The following is a 17,144-nucleotide window of genomic DNA, read 5'->3' on the forward strand; positions in this document are numbered from 1 at the left end:
CACCCCATCTTGCCGTACGTCCATCCCTGGAAGGAAACGCGTGCCAAGGGACGGACGCCAGTGGCCCCGGAGCGAGACAACGCTCCGGGGCCACGGGGTGTTCCCACCGCGACCGCTCGATCACCCTGAGGTCACGAGCGCTCACCGATGGTTACTGCGGGTACTTCAGGTACTGCGGGTACTGCCGGGCACCGCTGGGTGCCGCTGAGCTGCGCGTCACTGCGCGGGGGTGCCGGCCTTCTTCTTGCGGAGGAAGAACACCGCGGCACCGCCGACCACGACGAGGACGACCGCGACGCCCGCGATCATCGGGGTGGCGCTGCTGGAGCCGGTCTCGGCGAGGTCGGTGCCGTGGCCGCCACCGGTGGTGCTCCCGCCGACCGACGCCGGGCTGGGCTTCGAGGAGGGCTTGCCGCCGCCGCTGCCGGCGGTCTTGCAGTCCAGCACGCCGGTGAACGACTTCTTGAAGCCGCCCGCACCCGTGATCGTGATGTTGTACGGCTGGTCCTCGCCCACCGGCACCGTCACGGTCTGCGACGCGCCGGGCTTGACCTCGTAGTCCTTGCCGGACAGCTGGAAGCGGAACGCCTCGTCGCCCTTGTTGCTGGCCGTGACGTCCACGCCACCCTTGGCGCAGTTCTTCTCGGCGGTGATCGCCGGGATGGCGCCCTGCTTCTTCCAGGAGACCGTGGCGGCCGCGGAGACCGTGGACTCGCTGGAGCCGGCCAGGATCTGGGTCTGGCTCTTGGCGTGCTCACCGATGCCGGTGAAGGCACGGCCGACCGGGACCTTGGTGGCGGCCTGCGCGGTCAGCGAGGTGTTGCCGTCCGCGGTGCCCTTCGGCACGTCGAAGAACAGCTGGGTGCCGTCGGCGGCGCTGGTGACCGGCTTGCCGTCCTTGCCGACGACCTTCACACCGGCCGGCGCACCGGCCGCCGGGGAGATCGTCACGCTGTCGGCGTTGGTGTGCACGGTGACCGGGCCCAGCTTGCCGCCGGACTTGCCGGAGACAGCCGGCGGGTCCAGCGTCAGGGACGCCTTGGGCTCCGCGACGCTCTGTGCGTTCTTCTCCAGGTACTCGGCGAGCTTCTCGGCCGCCGGGTCGACCGCGTCCACCTTGACGTGGTCGGAGAAGCGCCAGATCGCGACCTGGGTGCCGGCCGCGGCGGTCTTCTCGGTGAGGTTCCCGGCACCGGCCTTGGAGGCGAGCGCGGCCAGGTCGTTCACCTGCGGGTAGGAGTTCTGCAGGATCCAGCGGATCTTGCCGGCGTCCGCGTTGTTGTGCAGCGACGAGGCGCTCCAGGGCACTTCCTGGTACTTGGCCTGCTGCTGCGTCGGGTTGTGGATGTCGATGCAGTACGTCTGGAGCGTGCCGCCGTTGTCGACCGACATCTCGAAGAGCCCGGCGCCGACGCGCTGGTCCCCGCCGTCACTGTGCACGACCGCCTGGTCGAACGTCTTCAGTCCGCCGAGTGTGGCGGTGGCGCCCCCGTGAGCCGGGGTGGTCTCGTCCGCCGCGGCAGTTCCCGCGGTGGCTATTGCGCCCGCCGCGACCAGGCCGGAGGCCACGACCGCGGCGGCAAGGCGGGCTGCGCCCCGCCTCTTCATGGAAAGCATGAATTTCCCCTCTGGGCGAGACGGTCGGGTGGGGTACTCGTCTCGCCGAAAGATCCCAAAGAACTCAACAGCCGAACGTCAGCCCCCGTGAGCCCCCGTGAGTACTCGTCGGATCTTATGGAGCAGGCGCATCAGGGTCCCCAGTAATGGCATCCCATAAGCGATCCGAATCGCAATCGTTATCGATGCCCGTCACCCTGACCTGGCATTATCGATAAATCGCCGGTGGTTTTCAGGGCACTGACACCTTCTTGGGTGAATTGCCCCCGCCCGACGAGCGCTCCTCCCCGACCGGCACCGCCGTTCTCCCTCCTCCTGCATCCGACTCCACGGGGGTGCCCAAGCTCCGTGCAGGCGACGGTCGTTGCGTCGGATCCTGTTCCTGTCCCGGGCCGTCCGTCCGCCGCTGCGTCTCCGGGACGAAGTCGGCCGCTGCCTTCGCCGCCCGCACCACTCGGCGGAACGCCGCCGTGCCGCGCGAGAGGTCGTGGCCGATCGTGACGGCGTCGACCTCGGCCGAGAACCACCGCTGCCCGCCGCGCTCGGGAGGCTGCTCGCCCTCCCGCAGTCGCAACCGCCCCTGCACCACCAGCGGTTCGCCCACCGCCACCGACGCGGCGACGTTGTCCGCGAGTCCGCGCCAGGACCGGACCGTATAGAAACTCGTCTCCCCGTCCGTCCAGCGCTCCTGCGCCTTGTCCCACCGCCGGGACGTCGCCGCCAGCCGGAACCTCGCCACGGTCACACCCGCCGTGGTCTGCCGGTGCTCCACCGCCGTCGCGGCATTCCCCACCAGCGTCACCATCGTGTCGTTCACGGAAATCGCCTCCCCCGTCCTGCGCGCTCGCCCCTGTCGCTCGCGCTGCGTTGACCTCATGCTGCACCGGTCCGGCGAAGTGCGCCGGGGCCTGTGGACGGTCGGCCGAGTGTGGATAACCGCGCCACCCGAAAGGGGGACCGGAGGGGGCTGGACGGGGCTGGAGGGGGTGGAGGGAGCTCGGAGAGAGGGCCGGAGATGGTTCGGGGGAGGGCGAGAAAGAAGAGGGCCGGAAGGCGGAAGGCCGCACGGCTCGTACCCGCTGGTACCCGCCGCGCGGCCCACGCACCGGGCTCACCCCCCGGCCCTCACACCTCGGCCCTCACACCTCGGCCCTCACACCCCCGACGCCACCGCGTACTGCTCCCGGACCTCGCGATAGCGCAGCAGCTCGGCGGCGACCGGCTCCAGCACCCGCGCCCGCCCGCAGCCCGCGGCCGCGCTCCGCAACCGCCGCTCGGCGTCCTGCCCGTACCGCCTGGCGGGGCCGCGCGCCACCACCCGGCACATCCATGACAGCGCCGGCCCGCCCACCGAGCCGACCACCGCGGGCAGCAACCCGGAGACCCAGGCCGACGCATCGGCCACGCCGGTGACCGCGCCCAACAGCCACAGCAAGCCGACGACTTGGAGTACGGAAAGCAGCCCCTGCAGCGCGGCGGCCACCGTCCACCAGCGCGGTTTCACGGCCGGTCCGCCCCGTAGCGACTCCTCGGAATCGGCCGCCACCTTGTCCAGCGCCTCCGGCAGCCCGTACGCACCCCGGTCCGCCGCCTCGCGCACGGCCTGGGCCCAGGGCGCCGGCAACCCGTGCGCCGCCTCACCCGCCACGGCCCGTACGGCATGCTCCACCACCGGGCGCGCAGCCGCCCGCCCGTCCACCGCCGCGTCACCGCCCGCACCGGAGACCGCCGACCCTGCCGAGACCGCCGACCCTGCCGCCACTGCCGCCACGGCCGACGGCCCCGACCGCCCGGAGCGCGCGGGCCGCCCCGACCGCCCGGACGCCTTCACGGTGGGCGCCCTTCGCGCCCCCACAGTCCCGATGGCCCCGGCGGTCCCACTCGCCCCCACAGTCCCAGCCGCTCGCGCCGATCCGCCCGCACTCACCGTCCCCACCGCTCCCTCAGTCCCCATGAGCACCCCCGACGAGCCGCCCGCGCTCTGCCGACGCCGCCCCCGCCGAGGCCCTCCCCGCCGCCCCCGCATCCGCGCCCACGGTGACCCGCAGGCCCGCTCGGCGTACCGCAGCCAGTCGCGCTCCGCCGCGCTCCCGGCGGCCACCGCGCCGACCGCGTCGGCCAGCCGGTTGTCGAATTCCTCGCGCGCCCGCTCCGTCAGCCCGACCCGGCTCCGGGCCACGTACACCGACCGCAGCCGTTCGGCGGCCGCGTCCACGTCGGCCGCCAGCCGCCGGTCCGGTGCGCCCCGCTCCGCGACGAACTGGCCGAGCGCCTCGCGCAGTTCCCCCACGCCCTGGCCGGTCGCGGCGGACAGCGCCAGCACCGCGGCCCCGGGCTCCCCGTGCTCGCCGAGCGCCAGCCCGTCCTCGTCCAGCAGCCGGCGCAGATCGTCCACGACCTGGTCCGCGGCGTCGCCGGGCAGCCGGTCCACCTGATTGAGGACGACGAACATCACCTCGGCGTAACCCGCCAGCGGCCGCAGATACCGCTCGTGCAACACGGCGTCGGCGTACTTCTCCGGGTCCACCACCCAGATCACCGCGTCCACCAGTTCCAGCATCCGGTCCACCTGGGCGCGGTGTTCGGTGGCCGAGGAGTCGTGGTCGGGCAGATCGACCAGGATGAGTCCGCGCAGGTCGGAACTGCCGTCGGCAGGCACGTGGCGGCGGTGCGCGGGCACGCCGAGCCGGCGCAGCAGCCCCTCGGCGCCCGGTCTGCCGCCGGGCCAGACGCACGCCACCGGTTCGGCGGTCGTCGGCCGCCGCGGCCCGACCTGCGAACGGTTCGCCCCCGCCAGCGCATTGAACAGCGACGACTTACCGCTGCCGGTGGCACCCGCGAGGGCGACGACGGTGTGCTCGCCGGACAGCCGGTACCGCTCGTCCGCCACCTCCAGCACCCGTCCCGCCGTCTCCAGCATCCGCCCGTCCAACCGGGACCGTGACAGCGCGATCAGCTCGCGCAACGCCTCCAGCCGCCCCCGCAAACCACCCGACACGGCCCGTCGTCCCCCGTCAGCGACCCAGCGGTACCCGCCGCCCCCGCGTTCCACGTCCAACGGCCCGCGCGGCTGAATCAGCGCCTCCACATCACTCTGCGACGCCTCACTCCCTGTTACGCCCCAGGCCCCGGTGCCCGCGCCGGTGCCCGACCCGCCACCTGCGCCTCTGCCCGTGCCCATGCCCGTGCCGACGTCCGGGCCACTGGCTCCTCCTGAGCCGGCGGGGCGGAATGCGCCGTACGACCCGCCGGGAGACGCTCCATCCGACCCGGCGCGGGACTCCCCGGAGGAGGCGCCACGTGGTCCGCCGTACGAAGCGGCGGGGTAGGCGCCGTGCGAGGCAGCGCGCGACGCTGCCTGTGGCACGGCGTGCGACACGGCAGGTGACGCGACGCGTGGGTCGCCGAACGACTCGCCCCACGACTCCGCGCACGACTCCCCGTACGACTCTGCGCTCGGGCCGCCGCCTGCCTCTGCGCACGGCCCTTGGTATGGCACTCCGCACGAAGCGTCACCCGCTTCCTGACCGCCTGCCGCCCCGCCCTCAGGCGTCGCCACAGACGACGGTTCCACTCCCGCCCCACTCATACCCCGCCGCACGTCCACCCCCGTGCGAACTCCGGCCACACCCCCCGCTTCAGCCGCATCCTCCGCTCCAGGCACGCCTTCCGTTCGCGCCCTGCCTTCCCCCCTGGGCTCTCCACCCCTCACCCTTCGCGCGATTAATCCGTCATCCCAGGTACCGCCCGATTCCCCCGCCCCCCGCACACCCGGCTCCGCTCCTCCCTCAAAGTCCGCATTCCCCTCTGTCTCCACACCCGCCACCGGCCCACCTCCGTCACCGGAAGCCACAACCCCCTCACCCTCAGCCCCCTCACCCACAGCCGTCTCGCCCACAGCCCTCACACCCGCAGCCGTCTCGCCCATCGCCACCTCACCCGTCGCCGCCACCTCCCCCTCTCCCTCCGCCCCAGTCACCTCGTAACCGCTCACCCCGAGACCTCCTCCTTGGCCAGTTCCAGCCCCGCTCCCAACCCCGACCCCGCCTCCGCCCCCAACCCTGATCCGAACCTCGGTCCGGACCCCGACGGCGCCCGCACCGCCGCCTTCAACTCCTTCGCCCGCTCCTGCTCCGTCTCCCGTTGCTCCGCCTGCCGCTCCCTCTGCAATACGGAGAGCGCGGCGATCAGTTCGGCCTGCTGTTCCGGCGGGACGGTCAGCTGGTCCAGAGGGGCCAGCCGTCGCTCACGCTCACCGTCCAACGCGCGCTCCAGATACGTGGTCAGCAGCCGGCCACCCCGCTCGCAGAGCCGTAGCGCGGTCTGGGCCCCCAGGAGATCGGCCAGGTTCTCCCCCGCCGTACGGGCGCGCCGTCCGCCGAGCAGCGCGGTGGCCAAGAGCGCCGCCGCGTCCTCCGGTTCCACGGAACCCAGGCGCTCACCGGCCTGCCCGGCACGCGCCTCGCGGGTCTCCTCCTCGGCCAGCTCCTCCAGGCACCTCCGCCAGCGCCGCACGATCACACCGAGCCGCTCACCCGCACCCGCCGCGCCCGCGGCCGCCGTCAACGAGACCTCCGCCGCAGCCGGATCGCGCCGCCAGGCTTCCGCGGCCCGCTCGTCGGCCTCTTCCACGGCGCAGGTCAGCAGCGCGGTGAGCCCCTGGGTCAGGGCGTCGAGCAACTCGTCCGACCGGCCGCCGAACCCGTGGTCCCGCCAGTGGGCGCGGGCATCGCCGGACAGCACCTCACCGGCCGCGACCTCCCGCCGCACCCGTCCACCGGCCAGCTCGTACGCCTCCTCGACCCGCCCGGCCAGCCGCAGCGCCGCGGCGTGCTGGGCGGCGGCGGCCCCGGCCAGCGCGGGGAGCCGGCTGCGCAGCGAGGAGATCACGCCGGCCGCCGTACGCTCCGCAGCGGCGGCGCGTGCGACGGGGTCCTTGGCGTGCCGCTCCAGCCAGTCCCGCAGCGCCGCGACAGCCGTGGCGGGCAGCAGCCCGCTCCCGCCGCCGGCCGACTCGGGCAGCTCGGGAATGGTGAACCGCGGGACGTGGCCGAGACCGGCCCGCTGCAGGAGTTCCGCGTACCGGCCGGAAATGTCGGTGGCGATCTGGTGCGGCACCCGGTCCAGCACGGTCACCAGCGTGACGTCGTACTCCTTGGCCGTACGCAGCAGATGCCAGGGCACCGCGTCCGCGTACCGGGCGGCCGTGGTGACCAGCACCCACACGTCCGCGGCGCAGATCAGCTCCGCGGCCAGCTCACGATTGCGGGCGACCAGCGAATCGATGTCCGGCGCGTCCAGCAGGGCCACCCCGCTGGGCAATGCGGAATCCGCCTCGATCCGCACCGTGAGCGCCCCCGCCCCACCGGCCTCACCCCCACCGCCGATCCCACGCCCACCACCGAGACCGTGCTCACCGGCTGCCTCCGCCGCCTCTGCGCCGCGCCCGCCACGGCCGTAGCTCCCATAGGAAGGAGCCGCGCACGGGTACTCCCCCTCCCCGGAGCCCCCGTCGTCCTGCTCGGGAACCCACACCCGGGTGAGCTGCGGCAGCACCCGTGGCCCGGAGAACCAGTGGACGTCCTCGGGATGGCAGACCAGCACCGGCGTACGCGTCGTCGGACGCAGCACCCCGGCCTCCGAGACCCGCCGCCCGACCAGCGAATTGACCAGGGTGGACTTGCCCGCCCCGGTGGATCCGCCGATGACGGCCAGCAGCGGGGCCTTAGGTGACCTGAGCCGGGGAATCACATAGTCGTCGAGCTGGGCGAGCAGCTCGTCCCGGTTGCGCCGGGCACGGGCAGCGCCCCGTAGTGGCAGCGGAAAGCGTGCGGCATCGACGCGGTCGCGCAGAACGGACAGTGCGTCGATCAGCCGGGGTCGTACGTCCAAGGTCGCCACATGTGAAGAATGCCCAATTTCGTTCGCTTTTTGAAGCGTATAACCCCTCGTGCCCGCCGCAAGAACCGTTACAGAACGGGGCAAGTGGCCCATGGGGCGATCGCGACAAGTGAGGTGCAGGCATAACGAGTGCACAACACCCGAGGCGCGAGACGTCAAAAGCGGTGCAGGATTCGTACCTGCCTGCGATTATCGGGACCGCTTCACCGAACCTCCACAACGTGCCACGGAGGTGAAGCAACCGGGACGAGGCACCCGGACCTCTATCCTTGTCCGCGGTCCGTGATCCACGTCCACACCCGGCCCCCGTAGCTCAGTGGATAGAGCAGGTGCCTTCTAAGCACTTGGCCGCAGGTTCGAGTCCTGCCGGGGGCGCTCTCCAAGACCTTCCCTTCGGGAGGGTCTTTTTGCTGGTCAGGACGCCTGCGGCCGCACATGCGAAAGCGCCGGACCCTCCCCTGCCGGTCTGGGGAGGGTCCGGCACTGTCCCGCTGTCACCGGGTTTCTGCGGGCGGCTGTGGCAAATGCGTGGCGAAGCTTCCCCGGCCGCTCAGTCGACGTCGGTCAGCTCGGGGAGATCCTCCTGGGCCTCCATCCGGCGCTTCAGGTCAGGGAGCTGCCCGGAGATGCATCCGGCGTAGAACGCCAGCAGGACCGGGACGCTGTTGCCGGCCCAGTAGGCGACCTGCGCGGGCGGGATGCCGTCGTTGAGCCACTTGGTCAGGCGGCTGTGCCGGATGTCGTAGATGCGCTTCCCCATAGGGGACTCGTACTCCCGCTCGGTCAGCTCTTCCTTGCGAGCGCTCCGCCATGCCCGGCGAGTCACCGAGCCGGCGATGATCCCGCCCTTCTCTCCCTGGAACAGCCGGTCACCGGGCTTCAGGTTCTCCTCCCTTATGTGCTCGCGGAGAATCTTCGTCAGCGCTGGCGGCCCAGGGACGGCGCGGGTGTCCTCTTCCGCTCGCCCCTTCAGGCCTCGCCGCTCGTGAATCTCACCGTCGTCCGTCCAGTTCTTTCCCACCTCTGGCTCCGCGGTGTGGAAGAGGACTTCGCACCACTGGTCCTCGGCGTCCGCCGGAGGCAACTGGACGTCATCCACGTACATCGCCGCTGCCTCCTCCGGGCGCGGGCCGGTGTAGTAGATCGTGGAGAAGTACGCGTACAGCCGCCGGCCACCTCGAGGACGACGCCGGATGCGCGCCAGGATGCGCGCCATCCGGTGCGGGTGGATCAGAGAACGTCTGTCCACAGCATTGGACGTCTTTGGCGTTGCGCCCCTCCCCTTCGGCAAGGGGTTCGTGCGCAGGATCCGGTGCTTTATCGCGTACTCGATGGCGGCGTTGAGGACCCGGCGGGTGCGCTTGACGGAGCTGGCGGCCGCCCGTGTGCCGTCCAGCTTCTTGCCCACGGCACGAAGGACTTCGTCGACCTTGACCGGGTCCTCCCACGCGGCCATCGACAGCGTGTTGCGTTCCACCCACTTCAGGATCGTGGCCACCTGCGGCGGCGCTTCCTCGCGTCGGCGCGTGTTGAATGCGTACTCCCGCAGCGCCGTGCGCACGTCCACCGGCTTGAACGCCATCGGTGGAGTACGCAGCATTGCGATAGTCGTGGCCATCAACACCTTCGACGTGGTCTTACGGCTATTGCCCGACGTGCGCTCCCATTGAGCGTCCGCGAACTGAACGGCGAAGTCGTACCAGTTCACCGCACTCGCCCCCGACTGGTACGTGACCGGGCGCCCGGTGGTGAGGCTGAACGCTTCACCACGGCTTGTGGCAGCAACCAGCTCGGAGCGGAAGGAGTCCGCGAGCGCTCGCGTGGCGAACGGCGCTCGCCACTCCTTGCCGTTCAGTGCCCAGCGCACGCTGTAGGACGTCTTGTTCTTGCCTCGGTAGACCCGGATGCTCCAGATCTTGACGTTGTACGTGGTGTCCATCAGGCGCGGTCTTCCCGTCCGTCCAACCAGTGTTCGTAGTCGCTGCGGCGGATGCGGAGATCGCCGTTCGGCAGCTTGATGCAGCGTGGGGCCCGCCTCTTCGCGCGCCAGTCGTAGAACGTGGAGCGCGAGATCTTCAGGTCCTTGCAGATCTCGGCGATCGTGAGCTTGTCGTCTCGTGACCTGGGCAGTGCCGTTGTCATCACGCGCTCCCTTCGTCGTTCGAGCCGGACAGTCGGACACTGGGGGTTTTGGGGTGTCCGGTTCCTTCGTGCAGCTCAGAGGGGGTGACCGGACAGTCGGACACCTCGGACACCTCCGGGTGGGAGGTGTCCGGGTAGTAGCGCCCCGCCCCGTCCTTGGTGAGCTGTCCCGCCTCGGCCATGCGGGAGCAGTAGCGGCGAACGGTGTCCGCGTCGACGTTCGGCAGCGCGGCGACGATGTCCCGGGGCCGTACGCCGGGGTTCTCCCGGACGTATCGCAGGATCGCCGCCCGGGTGTCGCCGATGGTGTGGTCGGAGACCGGCCCATCGAGCATGTGCCAGGCCCCCGAGGCAGCCTGGAACTTCAGGGCGTACTCGGCTTCGTCGACGTCGCGTCCGGTGACGTGCAGGATGCCGTCCGCCTGCCCGCGCGCCCGCTTGAGGACGAGCGTGGCGTCCGCGGCTCCGGCAATGCCGTTCGTACCGGAAACCTCGGTCAGAAAGTCGTCCGAGCCTGCCTTGCGAACGTGGTGGACGAGCACCACGGCGATGCCGTAATGGTCGGCAATCCGCTTGGCATAGCCGACGGCGACATAGTCCGCGTCGTACGCGGACACGCCTTGCGGGGCTTGGCCACGCATCTTGGCGAACACGTCGATGACGACCATGCGGGCGTCCGGGTTGCGGTCAAGCCATCCCGCGATGGCGTCGCTGCCGCCCTGGGGGAAGGGCGGGCATTCGGTGACTAGGGTCAGGCCGCCTGGAGCCGGCTGCCCGCCCAGCATCTTGCCCATACGGGTCTGGAGACGGCGCGGGGTGTCCTCCAGGGCGAGGTAGAGCACTGGTCCGCCGTCGACGGGGACAGAGTCGAAGGCATAGCCGCCGGCTGCGACGGCGAGGGCCAGGCCGAGGGACAGCCAGGACTTGCCCACCTTCGGCGGCCCGGCGAGCAGGTTGACGCCTTCGGCCAAGATTCCGGGTACCGCCCATTTGGGCTCCGGGAATTCCGCGGCCATGAGCTGATCGGCAGTCCACGCGGTTCGTGGGCGCTCCCTCTTCGGCAGCTCACGCGGGGCCGCCTCGGGGTCGCTGGGCACGGAGTAAAGGTGCAGCGGGGGGATGGCGTTGCTGCTCATGCCGCCTTCCCCAGACCCGTGTGAAGGCCGTTGGTCACGGCGCGGTGGGCGTACGCCTCGGGCACACCGACAGCGACCGCGGCGGCGGTGACCTCCGCTCCGAGACTGTCCAGGCCGCAGGGCCCGGGGCACTGCGTGTGCAGAGCCGCCAGGAAGCGGGCGACGCCGAACGCCTGGGAGGCGGCGCCGGATTCGGTATGCGCACGGATCATGGCCAGGCCCCGGTCCAAGCCGGTGCGTACGTACTGTTCAGTGTGGCGGCAGCCGGTAGCCACGGCCCGGTCCCAGGCGGCGCGCTCGTAGATGGAAGAAGCCACAGCCCCGGAGGCGGGGGTGGCTTCTTCCACCAGGGCACGGACGGCCGGTGGCAGGTCGGTCAGGCTCCCGGTGCCGTGTCCAAGCCACCGGGCGTAGGACATGCGGGATTTGATGTCCACGCCCGGCCGCACGGAGTTGGTCGACCGCATTGAGCCGCGGTAGATCCAGTGCTCTCCGCGGGTGGTCGCCACCGTCCTGGTGGGGGGCAGCGTGGCGCGTGCCCAGGCGACCGCGTGCGCGTTGTCGAGGTCGACGACGGTCAGGTCGGCGCCGCCGGGGTGGTAGGCCAGGGCCGCGGCGTGCTGCCAGGCCGGGGCCCATGCCGGGGAGGTGAGCACGTGGGGGTCGGTGGTGGCGGCTGCCCAGCCGTGGCACACGGCGGGGCACTGGCAGGGGCCCGCGCTCTTCATGTGAGGGCGGCCGCCGCAGGCGCCCTGCGTGCATGAACGGCAGTTCCCGAAAGGCACCTTCCCCTGCCGCAGCGGCAACACGGGAAGGCCCGCTGCGGCCAGGTCGAGCGCCGTGCGCAGCAGGTCGTCTCGGTGGGTGGCGCTGTGGGGCAGCGCGGTCTTGCCATCAGATGTCATGCTGGGGGTTCTCCTGTTTCTTCGAAGGGACGGAGAGCCGGGCCGGCCGCGGTCTTGTGGTGAGAGGCGGCCGGCTCGGGTGTATCTAGGTGACGGGTTCGAGGTCCTGGCCGGTGATGGCCTCAGCGACCATGGCGACCAGGTCGCGGGCGGCCGGCGGGGTTACGGCGTTGCCGAGCATCAGCACGCGGGTGCGCTTGTCGTTGGCCAGCAGCCGGTAGTGGTCGGGGAAGGCCATGGCTGCGGCGTACTCGTGGGGCTCCAGCATCCGGAAGCGGCATTCCTCCACCGAGGCGACCGCCCCGCCGTAGAGGGCCCCGTGCCGGTCCACAGTGGTCACCGTGGGGAGAGGCCGACTGGCCGGGCGAGCCGTGCCGTTGGAGTAGTAGGGCAACACCAGGTCGGGAGTGGTGACAAGGCCGTGGTGATTGCCGGACGCGCACACGGTGGCCAGGGGTGCGGTGATGGAGCGGTGGGAGGAGCCGCCGCCGCGGAGTTCGACCATGTAGGGCGGCAGCGCGAGCCCCGTCTCGTTCCGCGTGGTCACCGTCCTCAACGGCGCGGACGCCGGTGCCGCCTTCTTGCCCTCCCGGCCCTCCACGGGGACGGTCAGGGGTTCGGCGAACGCGGTGAAGCCGGCGCGGACGCGGCGCATGGTGTCAGCTGCCAGGGGCCGCTTGCGCTCCCCGATCGCGGCGGCGGGAAGGCTCCAGTCGATGACCTCGGCTGCGCCCCGCACGGCGGGTTCCACGATGGTGTTGCGGCACTCGGTGCGGGGGCAACGCCACAGGTACTGGGCGCGCTTGCCGTAGCGGCCCCAGCGCCGGTCGAGGCGCTTGAACGCCTGCATCGCCCGGATGCGGCCGTGGACGGTGCAGTCGGCCCAGGGCCGGGTCCACTTGTCGAAGTCCGGGGCCCGCTCCCCCTGGCGCCACAGGACCACATACATGCGGTCGCGGGACTGCGGGGCGGGAGGACCGAAGGCGGCTGCATGCATGGAGTTCATCCACACGATGCGGTGCTCGTAGCCCCACGCGTGCAGGGTGGACAGCCACGCTTGAAAGGCGGCGCCGGGAGCGGCTTCGGGGCCCCACCAATAGGCGTCAACGACGTTCTCCACGATGATCGCGCGGTAGTTGTGGACCTCGGCGAAGCGGGGGACATCGTGCATAGTGGCGCGGGAACGGACGGCGGCTTCGTCGGTGCCGTCCTCGGCGAACAGGCCGTCGGAGTGGGCGCCGTGTCCGCGGCGGCGGCCTTTGGCGATGGAGTGGTTGGTGCACTCCGGCGAGGCCCAGAGGATGTCGGTGCGGGGGTAGCGGCGCGGGTCGACCTGGGAGAGGTCGGCACAATCATGGTCGGCGTCGGGGTGATTGGCCTGGTGGGTGTCAACAGCGTGCCGGGCGTGGTTGGCGGCCATGCGCACCCGGATGCCCGGAACATCGACCGCGCCGGTGGACGAGCCACCGGCGCCGCAGAACAGATCGGTCAGGGTCAGCACAGGTTCTCCTGTTGCTTCGAAGGGACGGAGAGCCGGGCCGGCCGCGGTCTTGTGGTGAGAGGCGGCCGGCCCGGGTGTGTCTAGAACGGCGGCTCCTCCGGGGCAGCGCCGGGGGCAGCCTGGCCGGACGAGGTCCACTGGTCCCAGGTCGAAGCCGGGGCCGGGTTGGCGCGCTGGACGCGTTCGACCTTGGCGGTGGCGAAGCGCAGCGACGGCCCGATGTCGTCGACTTCCAGGGCGAGCATGGAGCGGTTCTCGCCCTCCGGCGTCTGCCAGTTGTGCTGACGAAGGCGGCCGGTGACCACTACGCGCGTGCCCTTGGCGAGGGTGTCGGCGACGTGGTTAGCGAGGTCACGCCAGGCGGTGCAACGCAGGAACATCGCGGTGCCGTCCTGCCACTGGCCACTGGTCTTGTCGTAGCTGCGCGGCGTGGAGGCGACGGAGAACTTCACCATCGCGGCGCCGCTGGGGGTGAACCGCAGCTCGGGGTCAGCGGCCAGGTTGCCGACGATGGTGATGGGGGTCTCTCCCACGGACATGGGTCACTCACTTTCGATTGGTGATCAGTGGTGGAAGTGGTTGCGTTTGATGACGGCCTTTCGGATGTGGACCGTGGTCCCGCCCTTGTGGTGGCCGGTGGCGCTGAAGACCTGCACGGCGACCCAGCCGCCGAAGATGACGGCGGCGAGGACGATGAGCTGGTGGATGAGCGCGGCGAGCGCAGCGAGAAACGTGGTCAGCAGGACGAGGCCGCCACAGATGGCGGCGAATCCGATGCCACCGAGGGCGATGTTCACCGCCGTGCGGGAGACAGCTGGCTCCGTCGTGGCCGGTTCGGGCTTGGCGGGGGCGATGGCGTAGCCGGTCACGACCCGCCCGTCCTGCAACACCACGCTCGCCACGACCGGGACGCTGTCCGACTGGACGGGCACCAGCGGCGCGGGGGTGAGCGGTGTGTGCTTGTGGACCTCGATGGGTGTCCCCTGAGGCCCGGTCGGGTCGCGGGGTGAGATGGGCTGGTGCACGGCCGGGCCCCCTACAGATTCCGGACGGCGTCGAGGACGGCGTGGGTGAGCTGGTTGATGGGGCCGGAGGCGCCGGTGGAGGCGAGGAAGAAGCCGAACATGATGGCGATGAAGGCGGAGCCCCAACCGAGGGTCTTGGAGCGCAGCAGGAAGAACAGCACCAGGCCGAACAGGGCGACGAGGGAGACCGTGATGGCCACGGTGGGCCTCCTTGGGTGAGGTGGTGGTGGGGTCAGCGGGTGCCGTCGCGGTGCAGGCGCGCGGCGAGGTTGAACAGGTGGCGGCCCACCCGGATGCGCTTGCGGTCGCCGTGGCAGCGGCGGCAGGTCTTGCCGGGGCGGAGCCGGCCGCGGCGGTCGGTCTTGAGCGCGTAGCCGAAGCCGCGGCACTTGCGGCAGTTGCCGAACGGCGAGATCGCACACAGAGCCGCGTAACAGAGTGTGACTATGAGCGGGAAGGCGATAGCGAGGGCGGTGGGGGTCATGAGCGGGCCTCCGGGGCGGTTTTCGAGGGTTTCCGCAGGTGGGCCGCTATCCGCTAGCAGCCTGATCAGAGTGGGTGTGGGGTGCTAGCGGGGCCGCTAACGTTAGCGAGGGTTACTGCTAGCGATAGCGGCCCCGGAGCCTCATCCGGCGTCGCGGTTTCCGTCACGCTCCGCTACTGCGGCGACGATGTGGGAGCGTTCGATGCCGCGCCGATTGACGACCTTGTCGTTGATGCGCCGCCCGATCTGGACGGTACCGATGCCGTACGGCTTGAGGGCAGCGGTGAGCTGTTCGGCAGCCCACTCGCCGTAGACCTCCGGCCGCAGTTCGGCCAGCCGTGCCACGACGGTTTCGTTCCAGACCTTCGCCTCCTCGACCGGGACGACGCCCAACAGGTCGCGCAGCAGGTCATAGGTGGCCGAGGCGTCCGTCTCGGGTTCCTCGCCGAGCGCGTGGCCGGAGAGCAGGCCGGCGTCCTCGCGGGCCTTGCGGGCCCGCAGCGCGATGGCGTCAGCGCCGACACTGTCGACGTAGACGGAGCCGACGATCCGGGCATCGGAGCCTTCGCCGACGAAGTAGTGGATGCCCTTGTCGGCCCAGGAGAACATCGTGGCCCGCACTCCGCGCTTGTAGGCGGAGGTGCCCAGGACCATGTCGTTCTCCAGCTGGCCCATGACCTTCAGGCACCAGCGGGCCGAGGCGTTCGCGGAGATGCCGGTGGGCAGCGCCTTGGCGTCCGGCCGCTGGGTGGCCAGCAACACGACGATGCCGGCGGCGGGGCCGCGCTTGACCAGGTCGGTGATGATCTCCTCGAACTCCTTGCCGTGCTTGGGGTGCTCGAAGAGGACCTGGCACTCATCGACCCCGAGCACGATGGGGTGCAGGCCCAGTTCCTTCTTGCTGGCCAGCTCGGAGGTCACCTTCGACTCAGGGCAGATGTCGCGCGGCAGCGAGCGGATCACCCTTGTGCGGCGGCGCAGCTCGGTACGCAGCTCGCGGCAGTCGGCGATGACGTACTCGATGACCTCATCGTCGTCGCCGGCGGCGTGCCGGTGGGAGACGCGGTCACGGACGGGGTCCAGGTCGCCGGTGCCCTTCATGTCGTACGTGTGCAGCTCAGCGCGGGGATCGAGGGCGGCGATGAGCAGCAGCAGACGGAGAAGGAAGGTCTTGCCCATGCGGGGGATGGCGCCGATGATGCCTGCGATGTACATCAGCGTGACCTCGACCCAGCGTCCTCGCTGGTCGGTGCCGAACGGCACGGGCTTGAACAGGTCCACCGTCCCGGACTTGGCCAGCGGCCAGGCGGGCTTCTTCGCTTTGGACATGTCCTGGTCGCCGACCCACAGCACCAGGCGGCCGGTGTGCTCGTCCGGTACCGCCTCGGGCCATACGCAGCCCAGCGGCCGGCGAAGCCCCGAGGCCAGCTTGTCGCGGCGCTCGATGACATCGGTGACGGTCACGCCGTAGGGCAGGTCGCCTTCGGCGCGCCAGCCGGGGCCGTCGCGGGTGATGGGGGCGGTGAAGGTGAACCCCTCGCGGCCCTTGGACTGGGCCTGGTTGATCGCCGGGATACCCAGCGCGCCCAGGGCCCGCAGGACGATGTCCGAGGTGAGCTTCTGGGCCTTGGGCAGCTCGACGGCGCGGTTGATGACGGGGTCGTCGGCCGACTCCCCCGCCCAGCCCAGGGCCAGCACCACCGTGCTCACCGAGACGGCCATAAGCCAGGCTGGGGCGAGCACGTACAGCGCCAGCGCGGCACCCAGGCCGATGAACGACGCCAGGATCACGACCAGAGTGCGCAGCCGCACGCGTCCGTCACGCTGGCGGGAGAGCTTGAGGTAGGTGGCCGCGTCCTCCTTGGCCACCATGGCGCGGCGCACCGGGTCGCCTTCCGCGTCGGAGACCCAACGCATCGTGCCGCCCAGGAACTTCGCCGCCCCGCGCGGGGCCTGGAGGGCCAAGCGGCCGGCGTAGAAGGGCGAGCGCAGCGCGTGGTAGGCGGCGACGTGGCCGTAGTGGCTGGCCACCCACGTCGAGGCCGTCTTCAGTTCGTCGGCGGACTTCACCCACTCCGGGACGATTGCCCGACGCTTGGCACCCATCAGCCGACCGAGGTAGCCGGGGCTCTTCACGTCGGGCCCGTCCACCCTCATCGGGGCAGGCGAGTCGGAGTCAGCCGTCTCCGCGACAGTGTTGTCGTTGGGTCCGCTGCGGGCGGACCGTGCTTTCTCCAAGTCGACGACGTCAGCGCCCTGGTGGGGCTCGTGGTCGGCGGCCATGTCGGCTTCGAGCCAGTTGAACAGTTCATTCTCGTCGTCGGGGTGCTTCACTGAAGCTTCCTTCCATCGGGAGGGGTGGCGGGGCCCGGCCGCTGTCTTGGTCGGTTGTGACCGGGCCCCGTCGACTACAGGTCGAACAAGCCGCACTGA

At 71.0% G+C, this 17,144-nt stretch carries 14 protein-coding genes and 1 tRNA gene; 1 reads left to right on the forward strand and 14 read right to left on the reverse strand.

What is annotated here, in order from left to right:
• Positions 1–216: 216 nt before the first annotated feature.
• From OO62_RS03860 to OO62_RS03875, 4 genes are all read right to left on the reverse strand, one after another.
• Positions 217–1,608 carry a Cys-Gln thioester bond-forming surface protein gene (locus OO62_RS03860; protein WP_173675863.1) on the reverse strand — a complete coding sequence of 464 codons (1,392 nt, stop codon included), beginning with the start codon at positions 1,606–1,608 and terminating at the stop codon, positions 217–219.
• A gap of 241 nt (positions 1,609–1,849) precedes the next feature.
• Entirely contained in the window at positions 1,850–2,434 is a 585-nt protein-coding gene (locus OO62_RS03865; RefSeq protein WP_033265798.1) for a single-stranded DNA-binding protein, read from the reverse strand.
• A gap of 336 nt (positions 2,435–2,770) precedes the next feature.
• Positions 2,771–4,798: a YfjP family GTPase gene (locus OO62_RS03870; RefSeq protein WP_398741999.1), complete on the reverse strand. Its 2,028-nt coding sequence runs from the start codon at positions 4,796–4,798 to the stop codon at positions 2,771–2,773.
• 809 nt (positions 4,799–5,607) lie between these two features.
• The gene (locus OO62_RS03875; protein WP_078617000.1) at positions 5,608–7,518 is read right to left on the reverse strand and encodes a GTPase domain-containing protein; all 1,911 of its coding nucleotides are present in this window, start codon (positions 7,516–7,518) and stop codon (positions 5,608–5,610) included.
• A 302-nt stretch (positions 7,519–7,820) separates the two neighbouring features.
• Between OO62_RS03875 and OO62_RS03880 the strand changes: the two genes are divergently transcribed.
• Positions 7,821–7,893, forward strand: a tRNA-Arg gene (locus OO62_RS03880).
• A gap of 175 nt (positions 7,894–8,068) precedes the next feature.
• On the opposite strand, the gene OO62_RS03885 is transcribed toward OO62_RS03880, so the two are convergent.
• From OO62_RS03885 to OO62_RS03930, 10 genes are all read right to left on the reverse strand, one after another.
• Positions 8,069–9,457: a tyrosine-type recombinase/integrase gene (locus tag OO62_RS03885; RefSeq protein WP_033265728.1), complete on the reverse strand. Its 1,389-nt coding sequence runs from the start codon at positions 9,455–9,457 to the stop codon at positions 8,069–8,071.
• Positions 9,457–9,660 carry a helix-turn-helix transcriptional regulator gene (locus OO62_RS03890; protein ID WP_033265729.1) on the reverse strand — a complete coding sequence of 68 codons (204 nt, stop codon included), beginning with the start codon at positions 9,658–9,660 and terminating at the stop codon, positions 9,457–9,459. Before OO62_RS03890 ends, OO62_RS03885 begins: the two co-directional genes overlap by 1 nt.
• Positions 9,660–10,796: an AAA family ATPase gene (locus tag OO62_RS03895; protein ID WP_033265730.1), complete on the reverse strand. Its 1,137-nt coding sequence runs from the start codon at positions 10,794–10,796 to the stop codon at positions 9,660–9,662. The genes OO62_RS03890 and OO62_RS03895 overlap by 1 nt, the downstream gene beginning before the upstream one ends.
• The gene (locus tag OO62_RS03900; protein WP_051732632.1) at positions 10,793–11,701 is read right to left on the reverse strand and encodes a bifunctional DNA primase/polymerase; all 909 of its coding nucleotides are present in this window, start codon (positions 11,699–11,701) and stop codon (positions 10,793–10,795) included. Before OO62_RS03900 ends, OO62_RS03895 begins: the two co-directional genes overlap by 4 nt.
• Positions 11,702–11,786: 85 nt before the next feature.
• Positions 11,787–13,202: a DNA cytosine methyltransferase gene (locus OO62_RS03905; protein ID WP_033265731.1), complete on the reverse strand. Its 1,416-nt coding sequence runs from the start codon at positions 13,200–13,202 to the stop codon at positions 11,787–11,789.
• 80 nt (positions 13,203–13,282) lie between these two features.
• On the reverse strand, positions 13,283–13,741 hold the full coding sequence (gene ssb / locus OO62_RS03910) for a single-stranded DNA-binding protein (protein ID WP_033265732.1): 459 nt from the start codon (positions 13,739–13,741) through the stop codon (positions 13,283–13,285).
• Positions 13,742–13,765: 24 nt separating this feature from the next.
• Positions 13,766–14,227: a hypothetical protein gene (locus OO62_RS03915; protein WP_051732634.1), complete on the reverse strand. Its 462-nt coding sequence runs from the start codon at positions 14,225–14,227 to the stop codon at positions 13,766–13,768.
• Between the two features lie 11 nt (positions 14,228–14,238).
• On the reverse strand, positions 14,239–14,427 hold the full coding sequence (locus OO62_RS03920) for a hypothetical protein (protein ID WP_033265733.1): 189 nt from the start codon (positions 14,425–14,427) through the stop codon (positions 14,239–14,241).
• 32 nt (positions 14,428–14,459) lie between these two features.
• Positions 14,460–14,711, reverse strand: coding sequence for a hypothetical protein (locus OO62_RS03925; protein WP_033265734.1), 252 nt, complete (start codon positions 14,709–14,711; stop codon positions 14,460–14,462).
• A gap of 141 nt (positions 14,712–14,852) precedes the next feature.
• Positions 14,853–17,045, reverse strand: coding sequence for a cell division protein FtsK (locus OO62_RS03930; RefSeq protein WP_033265735.1), 2,193 nt, complete (start codon positions 17,043–17,045; stop codon positions 14,853–14,855).
• Positions 17,046–17,144: the final 99 nt, after the last annotated feature.

Source organism: Streptomyces lydicus (genome assembly GCF_000717345.1).
GTDB lineage: Bacteria > Actinomycetota > Actinomycetes > Streptomycetales > Streptomycetaceae > Streptomyces > Streptomyces lydicus.

What these genes read in the sequence shown, in the direction of transcription:
- OO62_RS03895 (WP_033265730.1), bottom strand. Translation starts at nt 10,796, where the DNA reads ATGAGCAGCAACGCCATCCCCCCGCTGCACCTTTACTCCGTGCCCAGC.
- OO62_RS03925 (WP_033265734.1), bottom strand. Translation starts at nt 14,711, where the DNA reads ATGACCCCCACCGCCCTCGCTATCGCCTTCCCGCTCATAGTCACACTC.
- OO62_RS03870 (WP_398741999.1), bottom strand. Translation starts at nt 4,798, where the DNA reads ATGGGCACGGGCAGAGGCGCAGGTGGCGGGTCGGGCACCGGCGCGGGC.
- OO62_RS03885 (WP_033265728.1), bottom strand. Translation starts at nt 9,457, where the DNA reads ATGGACACCACGTACAACGTCAAGATCTGGAGCATCCGGGTCTACCGA.
- ssb (WP_033265732.1), bottom strand. Translation starts at nt 13,741, where the DNA reads ATGTCCGTGGGAGAGACCCCCATCACCATCGTCGGCAACCTGGCCGCT.
- OO62_RS03890 (WP_033265729.1), bottom strand. Translation starts at nt 9,660, where the DNA reads ATGACAACGGCACTGCCCAGGTCACGAGACGACAAGCTCACGATCGCC.
- OO62_RS03900 (WP_051732632.1), bottom strand. Translation starts at nt 11,701, where the DNA reads ATGACATCTGATGGCAAGACCGCGCTGCCCCACAGCGCCACCCACCGA.
- OO62_RS03860 (WP_173675863.1), bottom strand. Translation starts at nt 1,608, where the DNA reads ATGAAGAGGCGGGGCGCAGCCCGCCTTGCCGCCGCGGTCGTGGCCTCC.